This is a genomic window from Enterobacter sp. AN-K1, assembly GCF_020971765.1.
Lineage (GTDB): Bacteria > Pseudomonadota > Gammaproteobacteria > Enterobacterales > Enterobacteriaceae > Enterobacter > Enterobacter hormaechei_C.
In genome coordinates, this window is the sequence record NZ_CP087390.1 from 2,027,939 (window position 1) to 2,044,891 (window position 16,953).

The window sequence follows — 16,953 nt, forward strand, 5'->3', positions numbered from 1 at the left end:
GGAGTGGGTCATGATATTCGGACATATTGCACAGCCAAATCCATGTCGCCTGCCGCTGGCGATAGAAAAGGCGCTTAATTTTCTGCGTACCACGGATTTCACCACCCTGGCACCGGGCGTGATCGAAATTGAAGGCCGCAACATTTTTGCCCAGGTTCTCGACCTCACCACAAAGGAACAGCACGAGAACCGCCCTGAAGTCCATCGCCGCTATCTGGATATCCAGTTTCTGGCCTGGGGCGAAGAAAAAATCGGTATTGCTATTGATACCGGGAATAACAAAATCAGCGAATCATTGCTGGAGCAACGGGATATTATTTTTTATCACGACAGCGAACATGAGTCATTTATCGAAATGATACCTGGCAGTTACGCCATATTTTTCCCGCAGGATGTTCATCGTCCTGCCTGTATTAAAAACAAGGGATCTGCAATTCGTAAAATTGTGGTGAAAGTGGCCATCAGCGAATTAGATTAATTTTCTGATAAATACAGGAATGCGAAATGACCAACACCGGTTTTATTATTGGTGCGTACCCCTGTGCACCCTCATTTCACCAGAAAGGGGAGCAGGAAGAATACGCCTTCTGGCGGGAACTTTCCGACACGCCAAATATTCGCGGGCTGGAACAACCTTGCCTTGAAAATCTCCATCCGTTTGGTGATGAATGGCTGTTTCGTCATACGCCGGGCGACTGGCAGATCGTTGTCACAGCCGTTATGGAAACCATGCGCCGCCGCGGCAGCAACGGCGCGTTTGGCCTGGCGTCCGCGGACGAAGAACAGCGTAAAGCGTGCATTGAATATTACCGCCATCTGCATCAAAAGATTGATGCCGTTAACACCCGCTTCCCCGGGAAAGTGATCGCTCTGGAAATGCAGGCCGCACCGCAGGCGGGTAATGATTCTGTCGAGCAAGCGACAGAAGCATTCTCCCGCTCAGTACGGGAAATCGCGAGCTGGGACTGGGGCTGCGATCTGGTGCTGGAACACTGTGATGCGATGAATGGCCCGGCGCCGCGTAAAGGGTTCTTGCCCTTAGAGCAGGTGCTGGAGGTAGTGAAAGAGACCGATATCAGCGTCTGTATCAACTGGGCACGTTCGGCCATCGAAGGTCGCAACACCGCCCTTCCGCTGGAACATGTTCAGGCGGCACTCGCTGCCGGGAAGCTGGGGGCGCTGATGTTTTCGGGCACGACCCCTCACGGTGAGTATGGAGAATGGCAGGATCTGCACGCGCCGTTTTCTTCGTTCTGCGCCGACAGTCTCATGTCCACTGAACATGTAAAAACGCTGTTTACTGCGGCGAGCGCCGCAACATTGAAATTCTCCGGTATTAAATTACTGGAAATAAATGCTAATGCTGACGTCAGCCATCGCATCGCTATTTTGCGCGACGGCATTAGCGCTATGAATAAAGCATCACAATAAAAATAAAGAATACATTTTCCGGTTACCTTCACTGAGATATTAACTATGAATATTTCTTCAAATGCTCTACACGCGGACATTCCGCGCCAGCGCTGGCTAAGGATCATTCCCCCTATTCTTATCGCCTGCATTATTTCCTATATGGACCGCGTAAATATAGCTTTTGCGATGCCCGGCGGTATGGATGAAGAGCTGGGCATTTCCGCCACGATGGCGGGCCTGGCGGGGGGGATCTTTTTTATCGGCTATTTGTTCCTGCAAGTTCCCGGCGGCAAAATTGCCGTGCACGGCAGCGGTAAGAAGTTTATCGGCTGGTCGCTGGTTGCCTGGGCGGTGATCTCGGTTCTGACCGGGCTTGTGACCAACCAGTATCAGCTGCTGGTGCTGCGCTTCTTACTCGGCGTGGCGGAAGGTGGGATGCTGCCCGTTGTGCTCACGATGATCAGTAACTGGTTCCCGGATGCCGAGCGCGGCCGCGCCAACGCGATTGTGATCATGTTCGTGCCCATCGCCGGGATCATCACCGCCCCGCTGTCGGGCTGGATTATTACCGCTCTCGACTGGCGCTGGCTGTTCATTATTGAAGGTCTGATGTCCGTTGTTGTGCTGGTGCTGTGGGCGTTCACCGTCTATGACCGGCCGCAGGAAGCACGCTGGATCTCTGAGGCCGAGAAAAACTACCTGGTACAAACCCTGGCGGCAGAGCAGCAGGCCATTGCGGGTAAAGAGGTGAAAAACGCCTCGCTCAGCGCGGTGCTGTCTGACAAAACCATGTGGCAGCTGATCGCCCTCAACTTCTTCTACCAAACTGGCATTTACGGTTACACCCTCTGGCTGCCCACCATTCTGAAAGAACTGACGCACACCAGCATCGGCCAGGTGGGAATGCTCGCCATTCTGCCTTACATCGGCGCCATTGCCGGCATGTTCCTGTTCTCTACGCTCTCTGACCGCACCGGCAAGCGCAAGCTGTTTGTCTCCCTGCCATTGATTGGCTTTGCGCTCTGCATGTTCCTCTCCGTGGCGCTGAAAGAGCACACCTGGCTGGCCTATGCCGCGCTGGTGGGCTGTGGCTTCTTCCTGCAATCCGCAGCGGGGGTGTTCTGGACCATACCGGCGCGTCTGTTCAGCGCTGAGATGGCGGGTGGCGCTCGCGGCGTGATTAATGCCCTGGGCAACCTCGGCGGGTTCTGCGGTCCTTATGCGGTAGGCGTACTGATCACCCTGTACAGCAAAGACGCAGGCGTTTACTGCCTGGCAGTTTCGCTGGCGCTGGCATCGCTGCTGGCCCTGCTGTTACCGGCGAAATGCGATGCCGGAGCAGAGCCCAACCCCACGGTGACTCCACATAAACGTGCGGCCTGAGGCCCTCACCTGACCCACTAAACCAAACCGTAGGCCGGGTAAGCGAAGCGCCACCCGGCAATTAAGCGAGAAGAAGATGAGTGAAAAAGAGCCCTTCTGGCTGGGTATCGATTGTGGCGGTACTTATCTGAAAGCCGGTTTATACAACAGCCAGGGCAAAGAAGTCTGTATTGAACGCCGCTCAGTGGCCACGCTCAGCCCCCGCGCCGGCTACGCCGAGCGGGATATGCACCAGCTCTGGCAGCACTGCCACAAAACTGTCGCCCTGCTGCTCAAAAATTCAGGCGCTGACGGCGGTCAGATCAAAGGCGTTGGCATTTCAGCCCAGGGCAAGGGGCTGTTTCTGCTCGATAAACAGGATCGCCCCTTGGGTAACGCCATTCTCTCCTCCGATCGCCGTGCGCTGGAGATCGTGCAACGCTGGCAGCAGGACGGTATACCCGAAAAGCTCTATCCGCATACTCGCCAGACGCTGTGGACGGGGCATCCGGCCTCACTCCTGCGCTGGGTTAAAGAGAACGAGCCGCAGCGGTATCAGCAAATTGGCAGCGTGATGATGGCGCACGATTACCTGCGCTGGTGTCTGACCGGGGTCAAAGGCTGCGAAGAGAGCAACATCTCGGAATCCAATCTCTACAACATGAATACCGGGCAGTACGATCCGCAGCTCACGCGCTGGCTCGGCATCAGCGACATTGACGGTGCCCTGCCGCCTATTATCGGTTCAGCAGAAATTTGCGGGGAAATCACCGCTCAGGCAGCCGCACTGACCGGTCTCACGGCGGGTACTCCCGTCGTTGGTGGACTGTTTGATGTGGTTTCCACCGCGATCTGCGCCGGGCTGCATGACGAACATACGCTAAATGCCGTAATGGGGACCTGGGCCGTAACCAGTGGGATTGCCCACGGCATCCGCGACAACGAGCCTTTCCCCTACGTCTATGGCCGCTACGTCCATCCGCAGCAGTTCATCGTTCATGAAGCCAGCCCCACGTCGTCCGGCAACCTGGAATGGCTGACGGCCCAATGGGGCGATATGTCATTCGATGAGATTAACCACGCCGTGGCCAGCCTGCCAAAAGCTGAAAGCGATGTGTTCTTCCTGCCTTTCCTCTACGGCAGCAACGCCGGGCTGGAGATGACCAGCGGCTTCTATGGCTTGCAGGCGCTGCATACCCGCGCGCACCTCCTCCAGGCGGTTTATGAAGGGGTGGTATTCAGCCACATGACCCACCTCAACCGTATGCTCGAACGCTTTCCCCACGTGCAGGCCCTGCGCGTGACGGGCGGCCCAACCCATTCGGACGTGTGGATGCAGATGCTCGCGGACGTCAGCGGCCTGGCGATTGAACTCCCGCAGGTGGAAGAGACCGGCTGTTCCGGTGCGGCGCTGGCCGCGCTCGTCGGTACAGGCCTCTATCCCGATTTTTACGCCGCTCAGCGCGCCCTCAGGCATGACATCCGGATGATTGAACCTGACATGCGTGCCCATGCCGCCTACCAGCGCAAATATCACCGTTACCAGCTACTGATTTCAGCATTACAGGGCTATCACGCCCGTGTTAAGGAGTACGACCTATGAGCCGACCATTATTGCAGCTGGCGCTCGACCACACCTCGCTTCAGGCCGCGCAGCGCGATGTCGCGACGCTTTCCGATCACGTCGACATCGTCGAAGCCGGCACCATTCTATGCCTGACCGAAGGGCTAAACGCCGTTCGCGCCCTGCGTGCGCAGTGTCCGGATAAAATTATCGTGGCGGACTGGAAAGTCGCCGATGCCGGAGAAACGCTGGCTGAGCAGGCGTTTGGCGCAGGCGCAAACTGGATGACCATCATCTGTGCCGCCCCGCTGGCCACCGTTGAACGTGGCCACGAGGTCGCACTGCGCGGCGGCGGCGAGATCCAGATGGAGCTGTTTGGCAACTGGACGCTGGACGACGCGCGCGCGTGGCATCGCATCGGGGTGAAGCAGGCGATTTACCACCGCGGGCGCGACGCACAGGCCAGCGGCCAGCAGTGGGGTGAGGCGGATCTCAGCAAAATGAAGGCGCTGTCCGATATCGGTTTGCAGCTTTCTATAACTGGCGGTATCACCCCCGCTGACCTGTCGCTGTTTAAGCAGATCAACGTCAAAGCCTTCATTGCCGGGCGCGCGCTGGCAGGCGCCGATAATCCGCCGCAGGTGGCACAGGCATTCCATTCGCAAATCCGCGACATCTGGGGAGAGTAACCATGCGTCAGCATCCGTTAGGCATTTACGAAAAAGCGCTGCCAAAAGATCTCTCCTGGCCGGAGCGCCTGGTTCTGGCAAAAAGCTGCGGCTTCGATTTTGTGGAGATGTCGGTGGATGAGACCGACGAGCGTTTATCGCGCCTTGAATGGAGTACCACGCAGCGCGCCTCTCTTGTGGAAGCGATGCTGGAGACCGGCGTGGCCATCCCGTCGATGTGCTTGTCTGCCCATCGTCGCTTCCCGTTTGGCAGCCGCGATGAAATCGTGCGCGAACGCGCCCGCGAGATCATGACCAAAGCCATCCGGCTGGCCCGTGATTTGGGTATTCGCACCATCCAGCTTGCGGGTTATGACGTGTACTACGAGGAGCACGACGAGGGCACGCAACAGCGCTTTGCCGAAGGGCTGGCGTGGGCCGTAGAGCAGGCTGCCGCCGCGCAGGTAATGCTGGCGGTAGAGATCATGGACACTGCGTTTATGAACTCCATCAGCAAGTGGAAAAAGTGGGACGACATGCTCGCCTCGCCGTGGTTCAGCGTTTACCCGGACGTCGGCAACCTGAGCGCGTGGGGCAACGACGTCACCGCCGAGCTGACGCTGGGCATTGACCGCATCGCCGCTATCCACCTGAAAGATACCCGGCCCGTAACCGAAAAAAGCCCCGGACAGTTCCGCGATGTGCCCTTTGGCGAGGGCTGCGTCGATTTCGTTGGCGTGTTTAACACGCTGAATCAACTTAATTATCGCGGCGCATTTCTGATTGAAATGTGGACCGAGAAAGCCAAAGAGCCGGTGCTGGAGATCATCCAGGCGCGCCGCTGGATTGAAGCCCGAATGCAGGAAGGAGGCATGACATGTTAGAACAACTCAAAGCCGAGGTGCTGGCGGCAAATCTCGCCCTGCCCGCCCACCAGCTGGTGACGTTCACCTGGGGCAACGTCAGCGCGGTTGACCGTGCCAGCGGCATGATGGTGATCAAACCATCCGGCGTGGAGTACGACGTGATGAACGCAGAAGATATGGTGGTGGTAAATATCGCCACGGGTAAAGTGGTCGAGGGGAGTAAAAAGCCCTCCTCCGACACCCCGACCCATCTCGCGCTGTATCGTCGTTACCCGGAAATTGGCGGCATTGTGCATACCCATTCCCGCCACGCCACCATCTGGTCGCAGGCGGGGCAAGATTTACCCGCGTGGGGAACGACGCACGCGGACTATTTCTACGGTGCGATCCCCTGCACGCGGCTGATGACCCCGGCTGAAATCGCGGGTGAATATGAATACCAGACGGGGGAAGTCATTATCAAAACCTTCGAGGAGCGCGACATAAGCCCGATGCAGGTCCCGGCGGTGCTGGTTCATTCTCACGGCCCGTTTGCCTGGGGCAAAGACGCTGCCGATGCGGTACACAATGCCGTGGTGCTGGAAGAGTGCGCCTATATGGGGCTTTTCTCGCGCCAGCTTGCACCTCAGCTTCCGGTTATGCAGCAGGAATTGCTGGATAAGCATTACCTGCGCAAGCATGGCGCAAATGCCTATTACGGCCAGTGATCATCCGGAATTAATATGCTCTTTACAGTACCGCCGTTTCCAGACGGCGGGCGTTAACCCGGTATGTTTTGAGAATATTTGCCGGAAATAACCCACGTCATTAAAACCGCACCGGGCGGCCACTTCAGTTAATGAGGCCGCATCGTTCAGCAGCAGTTTTTCAGCGGCCCTGACGCGCTGGCGGTGAATTGCCTCCGTCAGGGTTAAATGAAACGTCCGACGAAATACCCGCCCCAGGTAATCTGCGTTGCAGTGCAGCTCTTTTGCCAGCTGCGAAGTGGACAGGGGCAAATGAAAGTGCGTGCGGATAAGCTGCTTGGCCTTCCACGCCATTGCTGCGCCCGCATCATCCGCTTTATCTTCATATCCCGGCGAGAGCGATATCTGCTGCAAAATTAACAGCAAAATTATCTCCAGCGCCTGGCTACGCTGTAATTTTTCCTGCTCGCTTAAAAACTGACGGAATAACGCAATAACATATTGCGGATCCCGCACGCTACAGTGTTGCTCAATCGACAGCGGCGTCGCGCCTGGCAACACCGGCAAGCGTTCATCCACCTCAAAATGCAGCCAATAAAATTTGAGATCGCCCGGAAAATCTTCCACGCCGACATGCCGTCGCTTCGGCCAAAGTAATAAACTCTCGCCAGCGTTTACCTCAAACAGCGTATTTTCCTCCTGGATCGTTAATGTCCCTTTTTCGACAAAAATTATCTCCCACGAAGATAATTTTCGTGCGGGATGACGGCCCACGCCCCGGGAGATAAATAACCCGCCATTTTGAACCTTGATCGGAAGTGCTATGGATAATTCAAGCATGGATATTCATTTTTCCGCTTTTATAGTGGCTGATATTGTCTTTATCCCTTGATTATTAATAAATATCAGCAGAACGGCTCGATCAAACTCACAGTTTTACCATCAGGTCGGAATCGTCACCTTTTTATACTTTTCCCTTCCCTTGTTGGTCTGCCCGTTGAATGCAGAATAAATGGGGTACCTTGCACAAATACGATAAAAAATCGTTTATCGAGGAGTTACCCCATGACTTCCACACCGATTACAGACGCAGAAGTTGCAAAACAGGCAGCCGATGACCGGCTGTCAGTCCGCGAGAAAATTGGCTACGGCCTGGGCGACGCGGGCGGCACGGTAATTACCTGCCTGATCATGAACTTTCTGACCTTTTTCTATACCGATGTATTTGGCCTGACGCCCGCGCTGGTGGGCACGCTGTTTATTGCCCTTCGGGTATTTGACGCGATTTCCGATCCGGTGATGGGCGTGATTGCCGACCGCACGCAGAGCCGCTGGGGGCGTTTTCGTCCCTGGCAGCTGTGGGTCGCGCTTCCCATCGGGATCGTCGGCGTGCTGACCTTCACCGTCCCGGACGCCAGTATGGGCGTGAAAATCGCCTGGGCGTTCGGCACCTATCTGTTGCTTTCAGTGGGCTATACCGCCATCAACGTGCCATATTGCGCGCTGATCAACACCATGACCACCCGCCACAACGAGGTTATATCCTGCCAGTCCTGGCGCTTCGTACTGTGCGGCGTGGCGGGCTTTCTGGTCTCCGTTGGCCTGCCGTGGCTGGTGTCAGAGCTGGGACAGGGCAATACCGCCCGGGGTTATCAGCTGGGCGTCGGCGTGCTGTGCACCATCGCCGTGGTGATGTTCCTGTGCTGCTTCTTCTGGGTGCGCGAGCGCGTCCCGCTTGCGCGGATGGGTAAATTCACCCTGCGCGAGCACCTGGCGGGCCTGCGGAAAAACGATCAGCTGCTGCTGATGCTGGTGATGTCGTTTCTGCTGATCAACGTCTTCAACATTCGCGGCGGCGGATACATGTACTTCATCACCTACGTGCTTCAGGGCAGCACGGCGTACACCTCGCTGTTTTTCACCATGGTGACCTTTGCCGCTATTCTGGGCGCGGTGATCGTCAGTCCGCTGTCGCGGCGGATTGATACCGTCAAACTCTACTACTACACCAACCTGATACTCGCTGCGCTTGCGGTGGGAATGTGGTTCCTGCCGGGTGGCCCGGCGCACCAGACGCTCTGGTTGATCGTGATTTTAAGTAACGGCGTGATCCTGGGCTTCACCCTGCCGCTGCACTTCTCGCTGATGGCCTTTGCCGATGACTACGGCGAATGGAAAACCGGCGTGCGCTCATCGGGGATGAACTTCGCCTTCAATCTGTTTTTCATCAAGCTCGCGTGGGCATCCAGCGCTGGGATCATCAGCCTGGTGTTTATTGCCGTGGCCTATCAGCCAGGCGCAGGTAACCAGACACCCGCCTCATTGCAGGGCATCACCGCCATGGAGACGCTGCTTCCTGCCCTTTTCCACCTGCTGCTGGCGGTCGCTATCCGCTGGTGCAGGCTTAACAATCCCGTGATGTCGCGCATTGCCACCGATTTGCGCCAGCGTCATGTACAGTCCTGAGGAGAACGATATGACCATAATGGAAGCCGACCTGCATCAGCTGAAAATCAACGACCCGTTTCTTGGTCAGTACCAACGGCTGGTCCGCGATGTGGTGATCCCCTACCAGTGGGATGCGCTTAACGATCGCGTGGCGGAGGCCGAACCCAGCCACGCCATCGCCAACTTCCGCATTGCGGCCGGTCTGGAACAGGGGGAGTTCTACGGGATGGTCTTTCAGGACAGCGACGTGGCGAAATGGCTTGAAGCCGTGGCGTGGTCGCTGTGCCAGAAGCCGGATGCTGAACTGGAAAAAACCGCCGACGAGGTGATCGAGCTGGTCGCAGCGGCGCAGTGCGAAGATGGCTATCTCAATACCTATTTCACGGTGAAAGCACCGGCCGAGCGCTGGACCAATCTGGCCGAATGCCACGAACTGTACTGCGCCGGACATATGATTGAAGCGGGCGTGGCGTATTTCCAGGGAACCGGAAAACGCCGCCCGCTGGACGTGGTGTGCAGGCTGGCGGATCATATCGACAGCGTGTTTGGCCCGGGCGAAAACCAGCTGCACGGTTACCCTGGCCACCCGGAAATCGAGCTGGCGCTGATGCGGCTGTACGACGTCACGCAGGAGCAACGCTATCTCAATCTGGTGAAATACTTTATTGAGGAACGCGGCGCGCAGCCTCACTTCTACGATATCGAATACGAGAAGCGCGGCAGAACGTCATACTGGAACACCTATGGCCCGGCGTGGATGGTCAAGGACAAAGCCTACAGCCAGGCGCATCTGCCCCTTGCGGAACAACAAACGGCCATCGGCCACGCCGTGCGTTTTGTCTATCTGATGGCGGGCATGGCACATCTGGCGCGCCTGAGCAGCGACGAGGGGAAACGTCAGGATTGCCTGCGGCTGTGGAACAACATGGCACAGCGCCAGCTGTACATCACCGGCGGGATTGGCTCCCAAAGCAGCGGCGAGGCGTTCAGCAGCGATTACGATCTGCCCAACGATACGGTCTACGCCGAAAGCTGCGCCTCCATCGGCCTGATGATGTTTGCCCGCCGGATGCTGGAGATGGAGGCGGACGGCCACTACGCCGACGTGATGGAGCGCGCGCTGTACAACACGGTGCTGGGCGGCATGGCGCTGGATGGTAAGCATTTCTTTTATGTGAATCCGCTGGAAGTGCACCCGAAAACCCTGGCCTTTAACCATATCTATGACCACGTCAAACCGGTGCGCCAGCGCTGGTTCGGCTGCGCCTGTTGCCCGCCGAATATTGCGCGCGTGCTGACCTCGCTGGGGCACTACATTTATACCGTTCGCCCGGACGCGCTGTTGATCAACCTGTACGTGGGGAACGACGTCGCCATTCCGGTTGGGGATAACATCCTCCAGCTGCGGATTAGCGGGAACTATCCGTGGCATGAGCAGGTGAAAATCGAGATTACCTCACCAGTTCCGGTGACTCACACGCTGGCCCTGAGGCTGCCGGACTGGTGTGCGGAACCGGCTGTTTCGCTCAATGGTCAGGCCATTACAGGCGAGGTCTCCCGTGGATACTTATACCTCAACCGAAGCTGGCAGGAAGGCGACACGCTGACGCTGACGTTACCGATGCCGGTCCGCCGCGTGTACGGCAACCCGCAGGTGCGCCAGCAGGCGGGGAAAGTCGCATTGCAGCGTGGACCGCTGGTTTACTGCCTGGAAGAAGCCGATAACGGCGCAAATCTGCATAACCTTTCCTTGCCCCAGGACAGCGCGTTTCGGGTATTTGAAGGCAAAGGCATTTTCGCGCACAAGATGCTGATACAGGCGGAAGGGATCGGGTGTCAGGCGAAGGACACTGATGCCCTGTGGCAGTACGACCACTCGCCGGTAGAACGTCAGCCCCGGACGCTGACCTTTATTCCGTGGTTCAGCTGGGCAAACCGGGGAGAAGGGGAAATGCGGATATGGGTGGATGAAAGCTGAATAACTGCGGCCTGTTGCCCTCACCCCAGCCCTCTCCCACGGGAGAGGGAGTAAAAAGTAGGCCGGGTAAGGCGTAGCCGCCACCCGGCTTTAACCCGGCTCAGGCCGCCCGGGACGGCCTGCGCGGGAAGATTAAAACAGCCCCAGCGGTTTATCGGAGTAGCTGACCAGCAGACATTTCGTTTGCTGGTAGTGCTCCAGCATCATCTTATGGGTTTCACGCCCGATGCCCGACTGCTTGTAGCCGCCAAACGCCGCATGAGCCGGATAGGCGTGATAGCAGTTTGTCCATACGCGTCCGGCCTGAATGCCGCGGCCCATTTTATAGGCCAGATTACCGTTACGACTCCAGACGCCCGCCCCCAGGCCATACTGCGTGTCGTTGGCGAGCTCCAGCGCCTCGTCCATGGTTTTAAACGTGGTGACGGCCAGCACCGGTCCAAAAATTTCCTCCTGGAAAACGCGCATGTTGTTCTTACCGAACAGGATGGTCGGCTCAAGGTAGTAACCCTCCTGCAAATCGCCGCCCAGCACCTTACGACGACCGCCGGTCAACACATCGGCCCCCTCTTTTTTACCGATATCAATATAGTTGAGGATGGTTTCCAGCTGGCCATGCGATACCTGCGCTCCCATCTGGGTGACGTTATCCAGCGGATTACCGCTGCGAATCGACTCCACGCGCCGGATCGCCCGCTCCATAAAGCGCTCATAAATGGATTCCTGCACCAGCGCGCGGCTCGGACAGGTGCAGACTTCACCCTGGTTGAACGCGAACAGCGCAAACCCTTCCAGCGCTTTGTCGAAGAAGGCGTCCTCTTCATCCATCACGTCGGCAAAGAAGATGTTCGGCGATTTCCCGCCCAGCTCCAGGGTGACCGGAATGATGTTCTGGGTCGCGTACTGCATGATCTGCTGACCCACTTCCGTTGAGCCGGTAAACGCCACTTTAGCAATACGCTTTGAAGTAGCCAGATATTCGCCGATCTCTCCCCCGGCCCCGTTGACCACGTTAATGACCCCCGGCGGCAACAGGTCGCCAATCACCTCCATCAGCAGCAGTACCGAAAGCGGCGTTAAGCGTGCAGGTTTCAGCACCACGCAGTTACCCGCCGCCAGCGCGGGCGCCATTTTCCAGCTCGCCATCAGCAGCGGGAAGTTCCACGGAATAATTTGCCCCACCACGCCGAGCGGCTCGTGGAAGTGATACGCCACGGTATCTTTGTCAACTTCACTTATTCCCCCCTCCTGGGCACGAATGCAGGACGCAAAATAGCGGAAATGGTCAATCGCCAGCGGCACGTCCGCCGCCATGGTTTCCCGGATCGGCTTGCCGTTGTCCCACGTTTCCGCGGTCGCCAGCAGCTCCAGATTCTGCTCCATCCGATCGGCGATTTTGAACAAAATGGCCGCTCTGTCCTGAACGGACGTTTGCCCCCACTTATCTTTCGCCTTATGCGCCGCATCCAGCGCTAAATCGATATCCCGCTTGCCCGAACTGGCAATTTCACACAGCGGCTGGCCGGTAACGGGCGTCAGGTTGGAATAGTATTCACCGTCGACGGGCGCCACCCAGTCGCCGCCGATAAAGTTGTCATAGCGGGGCTTCAGCTTAAGGGGAAAACCATACTCGCCTGGCTGGATACGCGATGAGGGAGGATTGTTTGTCATGACCGTCTCCTTGCAGTAGGTGTACAACAAGGGTAGTTCCGGCTGGTGATTTTCTCGCCAGCCGGTAACGGGTTTACGAGCCGTATCACGGATTACCGTACTTTACGTTTCGTTTCTGCCGCCGGAGCCATACTTAATAGCTCAGGGGCTCATGAGGAACGATGCAATGCAGCTATTTATCGGCTTTGACGTGGGCGGAACCCACATCAAACACGGCGTGATCAACGAAAACGGCGAAGAACTGACATCCGATGAATATGATACGCCTGACGATGAAAGCACCTTCAAACAGAAGTGGAAAGCGGTGGTGGATAAGTACCGCCAGGAGCATGAGATCGTCGGCATCGGCGTGAGTTTTCCGGGCCACATCAATCACCATACCGGCGAAGCGGCCAAGGCCGGGGCGCTGGATTACCTTGACGGTGAAAACCTGTGCGAGCTTTTCGCACAGCTGACCGATCTCCCCGTAACAACCGAAAATGACGCCAACTGCGCGGCGCTGGGCGAACGCTGGCAGGGCGCCGGTAAGGACTATGAGCATTTCGTCTGCATCACCATCGGCACCGGCATCGGCGGCGGTATCGTCATGGAGGGCGATCTCTACCGTGGGTCGCACTACCGGGCGGGTGAGTTTGGCGTGCTGCCCGTTGGCAACAACGGCGAGCCGATGCACGAAGTGGCGTCCGCCAGCGGCCTGATGAAAGCCTGCCGCCGCGCGCTGGCCGTGTCGGAAGATGAGATGCCTGATGGTGAGGAGCTGTTTAGACGCATGGACAGCGACGTGCATCTGCGTGAGGCCATAGAAGAGTGGGCGCATTTCCTCTCGCGCGGCATCTACAGCGTGATCTCCATGTTTGATCCGCAGGCGGTGCTGATTGGCGGCGGCATTAGCGAGCAGGAGAAAATCTATCTCCTGCTGGATAAATACCTACAGCGATTCGAGGAGTGGGAAGCGCTCCGGGTGCCCATCCTTCCCTGCGAGCTGGGTAACCAGGCGGGAAGGCTGGGCGCGGTCTGGCTGGCTAAGCAGAAGCAGGCGCGCAGCGCTTAACGCTTAGGGAAATAACTGCGCGTCGCGTAGCACATGGTCATTGCCACGACGACGCGTAAACCCGATGCGGTTGAAATACTCCAGGATCTGAATCGCCAGTTTGCGTCCCACGTTCAGCCGATCGCGGAAGTCTGCGGCGCAGGTTGATCCGCGCGCCTGATCCAGCTCCCGGATCAGGTTCGCAAACGCCACGATCCGATCGTTGCGGTAATAACGATCTTTCACGATCGCCACAATCATCCCCTGCTGCGCCGCATGGCGCAGTACCTGACGCATCAGCTGCTCATCGGTATTGGTTTCACGCGCCAGATCGCGCACCCACCACGGTTCATCGCCAAACAGCGCCGCCACTTTTTGCCAGACCGCGTCCTGCTCAGCGGTAAAACCGGCCTTGTGTTCCGGCAGGTGTAGCCAGCCGTGATGACTTGCAATCACGCCGCTTTCACGCATGTTTTCAATCAGCAACAGCACCAGCGCGTCGTCTTCCATGGGCAACGCCATGCGCCGCAGACGTTCACGGCCCGGGCCGGGCTCATCCTGATGCTGTTCATGGTAGGTCGCCAGCGTGCTCAGCACTTTGCGCTGCCAGCGCGCCGCCACCGGCGCGTTCAGCAGGCTGTTCCCGGCCTGAATAAAACCTGGCTCCTGCGTCAGAAGACGCAATCCTTCGCCGCTGAGCTGGCGCGCCCAGGCGAACGCCGCCAGATCCACCGCACCCCGCTCAAGGTGGATATCTAACGCAGACTTATCATCGCGGGCCTGGGCCAGCGCGGCCAGCCACTGTAAATACTCGGGCTTACGCTTGCCGCGACGGGGCGGATCCAGCATGACCACGCGCGCGCCCGCCAGCGTTTCCCGCGCCGAAATATCGCGCAGAACCAGGCGGTCGTTATCCGCCAGCCAGAGCGGGGAGTCGAACACCAGTTCGGCGAGATCGTTTTCCAGCAGCGACACGCGTCCGGTGATGTGGCTGGCCGCGTGGTGGATATGCAGCGGCTGCCACTGGGTCAGCGGGGTATGGGTCTGGAGAGAAACGATGATCCGTTCAGAAGGCTCCGGCGGCGCGTCGGCCAGCAGCCAGTCGCCGCGGTTAAGCTGGTCTTTTTCGGCATCACCGGCAATATTCAGCGCGATACGCTGCCCGGCGTGGGCCTGTTCCACCGGCTGGTTTTGCGCGTGAAGCCCGCGCACGCGCATCGGTTTGTTCACGCCCGTCAGCCACAGGGTATCGCCCACGTTCACTTCGCCGCTCAGCGCGGTGCCGGTCACCACCAGCCCAGCCCCTTTCACGGTAAATGCCCTGTCGATCGCCAGACGGAAGCGGTGATGGCTGGCATGTTCACGAGACGGGATCTGCTGCAAATGGTCGCGAAGAGCGTCGATACCGCGGCCTTCTGTCGCCACGGTGACAAACAGTGCGGCATCCCTAAAACCGTACTCACTCAGCGCCGCCAGCACCTCTTCACGCACCTCGTCGATACGCGCCTCATCCACACGGTCCGCTTTGGTGAGGGCGACGGTCAACTGCGGGTTTCCCGTCAGCTGGAGGATCGCCAGATGCTCGCGCGTTTGCGCCATCACCCCGTCATCGCACGCGACCACCAGCAGGGCGTGATCGATCCCGCCCACGCCCGCGAGCATATTGGAAAGAAACTTCTCGTGGCCGGGCACATCGATAAAGCCGAGCACGCGACCGTCGGGCTGCGGCCAGTAGGCGTAACCCAGGTCAATGGTCATGCCGCGCTTTTTCTCTTCCGGCAGGCGATCGGCATTCACGCCCGTAATGGCCTGCAATAACGTGGTTTTGCCGTGGTCAACGTGACCGGCGGTGGCAATAATCATTTCAACATCATCTCCAGAAACCGCACTTCATCTTCCAGACAGCGTAAATCCAGCCACATGCGCCCGTCACCGATCCGGCCAATCACCGGCGTCGGTAATGCGCGCCAGCGCGCCGACAGCGCCTCAAGCTGGCTTCCGCGTCCGTCGCGCGGGGTGAACGTCAGCGCTTCGCTCGGTAACCTGTCCACCGGCAGCGAGCCGCTGCCAATTTGCGACAGGCAAGGCTCGATACGAACGTCAAACTCAGGGTAATGAGGAGCAACCTGCGGCAGTAGCGCTTCCGCCTGCGCGCGAATGGAGGCCGCATCACGGCTCAGCAAACGCAACGTGGGCAGGCGGTCAGCCAGTTTCTCCGGGTGGAGATAGAGCCGCAGCGTGGCTTCCAGCGCGGCCAGCGTCATTTTATCGGCACGCAGGGCGCGCTTCAGCGGGTGCTGCTGTAGCTGCGCAATCAGCTCGCGCCTGCCGACGATAATCCCCGCCTGCGGCCCGCCCAGCAGTTTATCGCCAGAGAAACTGACCAGGCTTACGCCCGCGGCAACCATTTCCTGCACCATGGGCTCTTTCGGCAGACCGTACTGGCGCATATCCACCAGCGACCCGCTGCCGAGATCGGCAATCACCGGCACGTTTAGCTCGCGCCCAATGGCGGCCAGTTCGGCCTCTTCCACCGTTTTGGTGAAACCCTCAATGTGGTAATTGCTGGTATGCACTTTCATCAGCAGGGCGGTGTTTTCATTCACCGCCGCGCGATAATCTTTTGCATGGGTACGGTTGGTTGTGCCCACTTCATGCAGCGTGCAGCCCGCCTGGCGCATGACGTCCGGAATACGAAACGCCCCGCCGATCTCCACCAGCTCGCCGCGAGAGACGACAACCTCTTTTCCGCTCGCGGTGGCCGCCAGCATTAACAGCACCGCCGCCGCGTTGTTATTCACAATGCAGGCATCTTCCGCGCCGGTGATCTGGCAGAGAAGATCCGCCAGCGCGCGATCGCGATGCCCACGCCCGGCGCCGTCCAGATCGTACTCCAGCGTCACCGGCGAGCGCATGGCACGGGTGACGGCCTCTGTTGCCTCTTCGGCCTGCTGTGCCCGGCCCAGATTGGTGTGCAGAACCGTGCCTGTCAGGTTAATAACCGGGCGCAACGCGCTTTGCCCGTGCTTGCTCAGCCTGCGTTCAACTTCCTGCTCCCACGCCACGCACCAGCCGGGTAGCGCGTTCTCAGCCTGAATATGGCGACGCGCATCGTCCTGAAGCTGGCGTAGCATGTCGACCGTTGCAGTATGGCCAAACTGCTCCAGCACCGCAGTGATGCGCGGGTCACGAAGCAGACGATCGGTAGCGGGGATCTGGCTGTAGAGGGAATGATGAGTAGTCATGAATGCGCCTGGCGAGTAAATA

At 58.4% G+C, this 16,953-nt stretch carries 14 protein-coding genes; 10 read left to right on the forward strand and 4 right to left on the reverse strand.

Features of this window, described 5'->3' with window-relative positions; translation table 11 throughout:
• The first annotated feature begins 10 nt into the window (after positions 1–10).
• From LOC22_RS09770 to araD, 7 genes are all read left to right on the forward strand, one after another.
• Positions 11–478, forward strand: coding sequence for a YhcH/YjgK/YiaL family protein (locus tag LOC22_RS09770; RefSeq protein WP_015572753.1), 468 nt, complete (start codon positions 11–13; stop codon positions 476–478).
• A gap of 26 nt (positions 479–504) precedes the next feature.
• Positions 505–1,431 (forward strand): DUF4862 family protein, encoded by a 927-nt coding sequence (locus LOC22_RS09775; RefSeq protein WP_015572754.1) that lies wholly within the window; start codon positions 505–507, stop codon positions 1,429–1,431.
• 45 nt (positions 1,432–1,476) lie between these two features.
• Positions 1,477–2,796, forward strand: a complete 1,320-nt coding sequence (locus tag LOC22_RS09780; RefSeq protein WP_017693796.1) for an MFS transporter — start codon at positions 1,477–1,479, stop codon at positions 2,794–2,796.
• Between the two features lie 76 nt (positions 2,797–2,872).
• Positions 2,873–4,378, forward strand: a complete 1,506-nt coding sequence (locus tag LOC22_RS09785; protein WP_015572756.1) for an FGGY-family carbohydrate kinase — start codon at positions 2,873–2,875, stop codon at positions 4,376–4,378.
• Complete coding sequence (gene ulaD / locus LOC22_RS09790) at positions 4,375–5,028, forward strand: 3-keto-L-gulonate-6-phosphate decarboxylase UlaD (RefSeq protein WP_017693795.1); 654 nt, start codon at positions 4,375–4,377, stop codon at positions 5,026–5,028. Before LOC22_RS09785 ends, ulaD begins: the two co-directional genes overlap by 4 nt.
• 2 nt (positions 5,029–5,030) lie before the next feature.
• A complete protein-coding gene (locus LOC22_RS09795; protein WP_045616101.1) occupies positions 5,031–5,891 on the forward strand; it encodes an L-ribulose-5-phosphate 3-epimerase in 861 nt (286 codons plus the stop codon).
• Complete coding sequence (gene araD / locus LOC22_RS09800) at positions 5,885–6,580, forward strand: L-ribulose-5-phosphate 4-epimerase (protein WP_032649826.1); 696 nt, start codon at positions 5,885–5,887, stop codon at positions 6,578–6,580. The genes LOC22_RS09795 and araD overlap by 7 nt, the downstream gene beginning before the upstream one ends.
• Here araD and LOC22_RS09805 read toward each other — a convergent pair whose 3' ends face one another.
• Positions 6,581–7,399 (reverse strand): AraC family transcriptional regulator, encoded by an 819-nt coding sequence (locus LOC22_RS09805; RefSeq protein WP_123060853.1) that lies wholly within the window; start codon positions 7,397–7,399, stop codon positions 6,581–6,583.
• A gap of 225 nt (positions 7,400–7,624) precedes the next feature.
• Here LOC22_RS09805 and LOC22_RS09810 point away from each other — a divergent pair, with 225 nt between their 5' ends.
• Together LOC22_RS09810 and LOC22_RS09815 are read left to right on the forward strand one after the other, a co-directional pair.
• Complete coding sequence (locus LOC22_RS09810; protein WP_230239511.1) at positions 7,625–9,025, forward strand: MFS transporter; 1,401 nt, start codon at positions 7,625–7,627, stop codon at positions 9,023–9,025.
• A gap of 10 nt (positions 9,026–9,035) precedes the next feature.
• Positions 9,036–10,985 (forward strand): glycoside hydrolase family 127 protein, encoded by a 1,950-nt coding sequence (locus tag LOC22_RS09815; protein WP_230239512.1) that lies wholly within the window; start codon positions 9,036–9,038, stop codon positions 10,983–10,985.
• 132 nt (positions 10,986–11,117) lie between these two features.
• On the opposite strand, the gene aldB is transcribed toward LOC22_RS09815, so the two are convergent.
• On the reverse strand, positions 11,118–12,656 hold the full coding sequence (gene aldB, locus LOC22_RS09820) for an aldehyde dehydrogenase AldB (protein WP_006808612.1): 1,539 nt from the start codon (positions 12,654–12,656) through the stop codon (positions 11,118–11,120).
• Between the two features lie 166 nt (positions 12,657–12,822).
• Between aldB and LOC22_RS09825 the strand changes: the two genes are divergently transcribed.
• A complete protein-coding gene (locus tag LOC22_RS09825; protein WP_015572761.1) occupies positions 12,823–13,707 on the forward strand; it encodes an ROK family protein in 885 nt (294 codons plus the stop codon).
• A 3-nt stretch (positions 13,708–13,710) separates the two neighbouring features.
• Here LOC22_RS09825 and selB read toward each other — a convergent pair whose 3' ends face one another.
• Both selB and selA read right to left on the reverse strand, forming a co-directional pair.
• On the reverse strand, positions 13,711–15,549 hold the full coding sequence (gene selB / locus LOC22_RS09830; RefSeq protein WP_017693788.1) for a selenocysteine-specific translation elongation factor: 1,839 nt from the start codon (positions 15,547–15,549) through the stop codon (positions 13,711–13,713).
• Positions 15,546–16,931, reverse strand: a complete 1,386-nt coding sequence (gene selA, locus LOC22_RS09835; protein ID WP_023304616.1) for an L-seryl-tRNA(Sec) selenium transferase — start codon at positions 16,929–16,931, stop codon at positions 15,546–15,548. Before selA ends, selB begins: the two co-directional genes overlap by 4 nt.
• Positions 16,932–16,953: the final 22 nt, after the last annotated feature.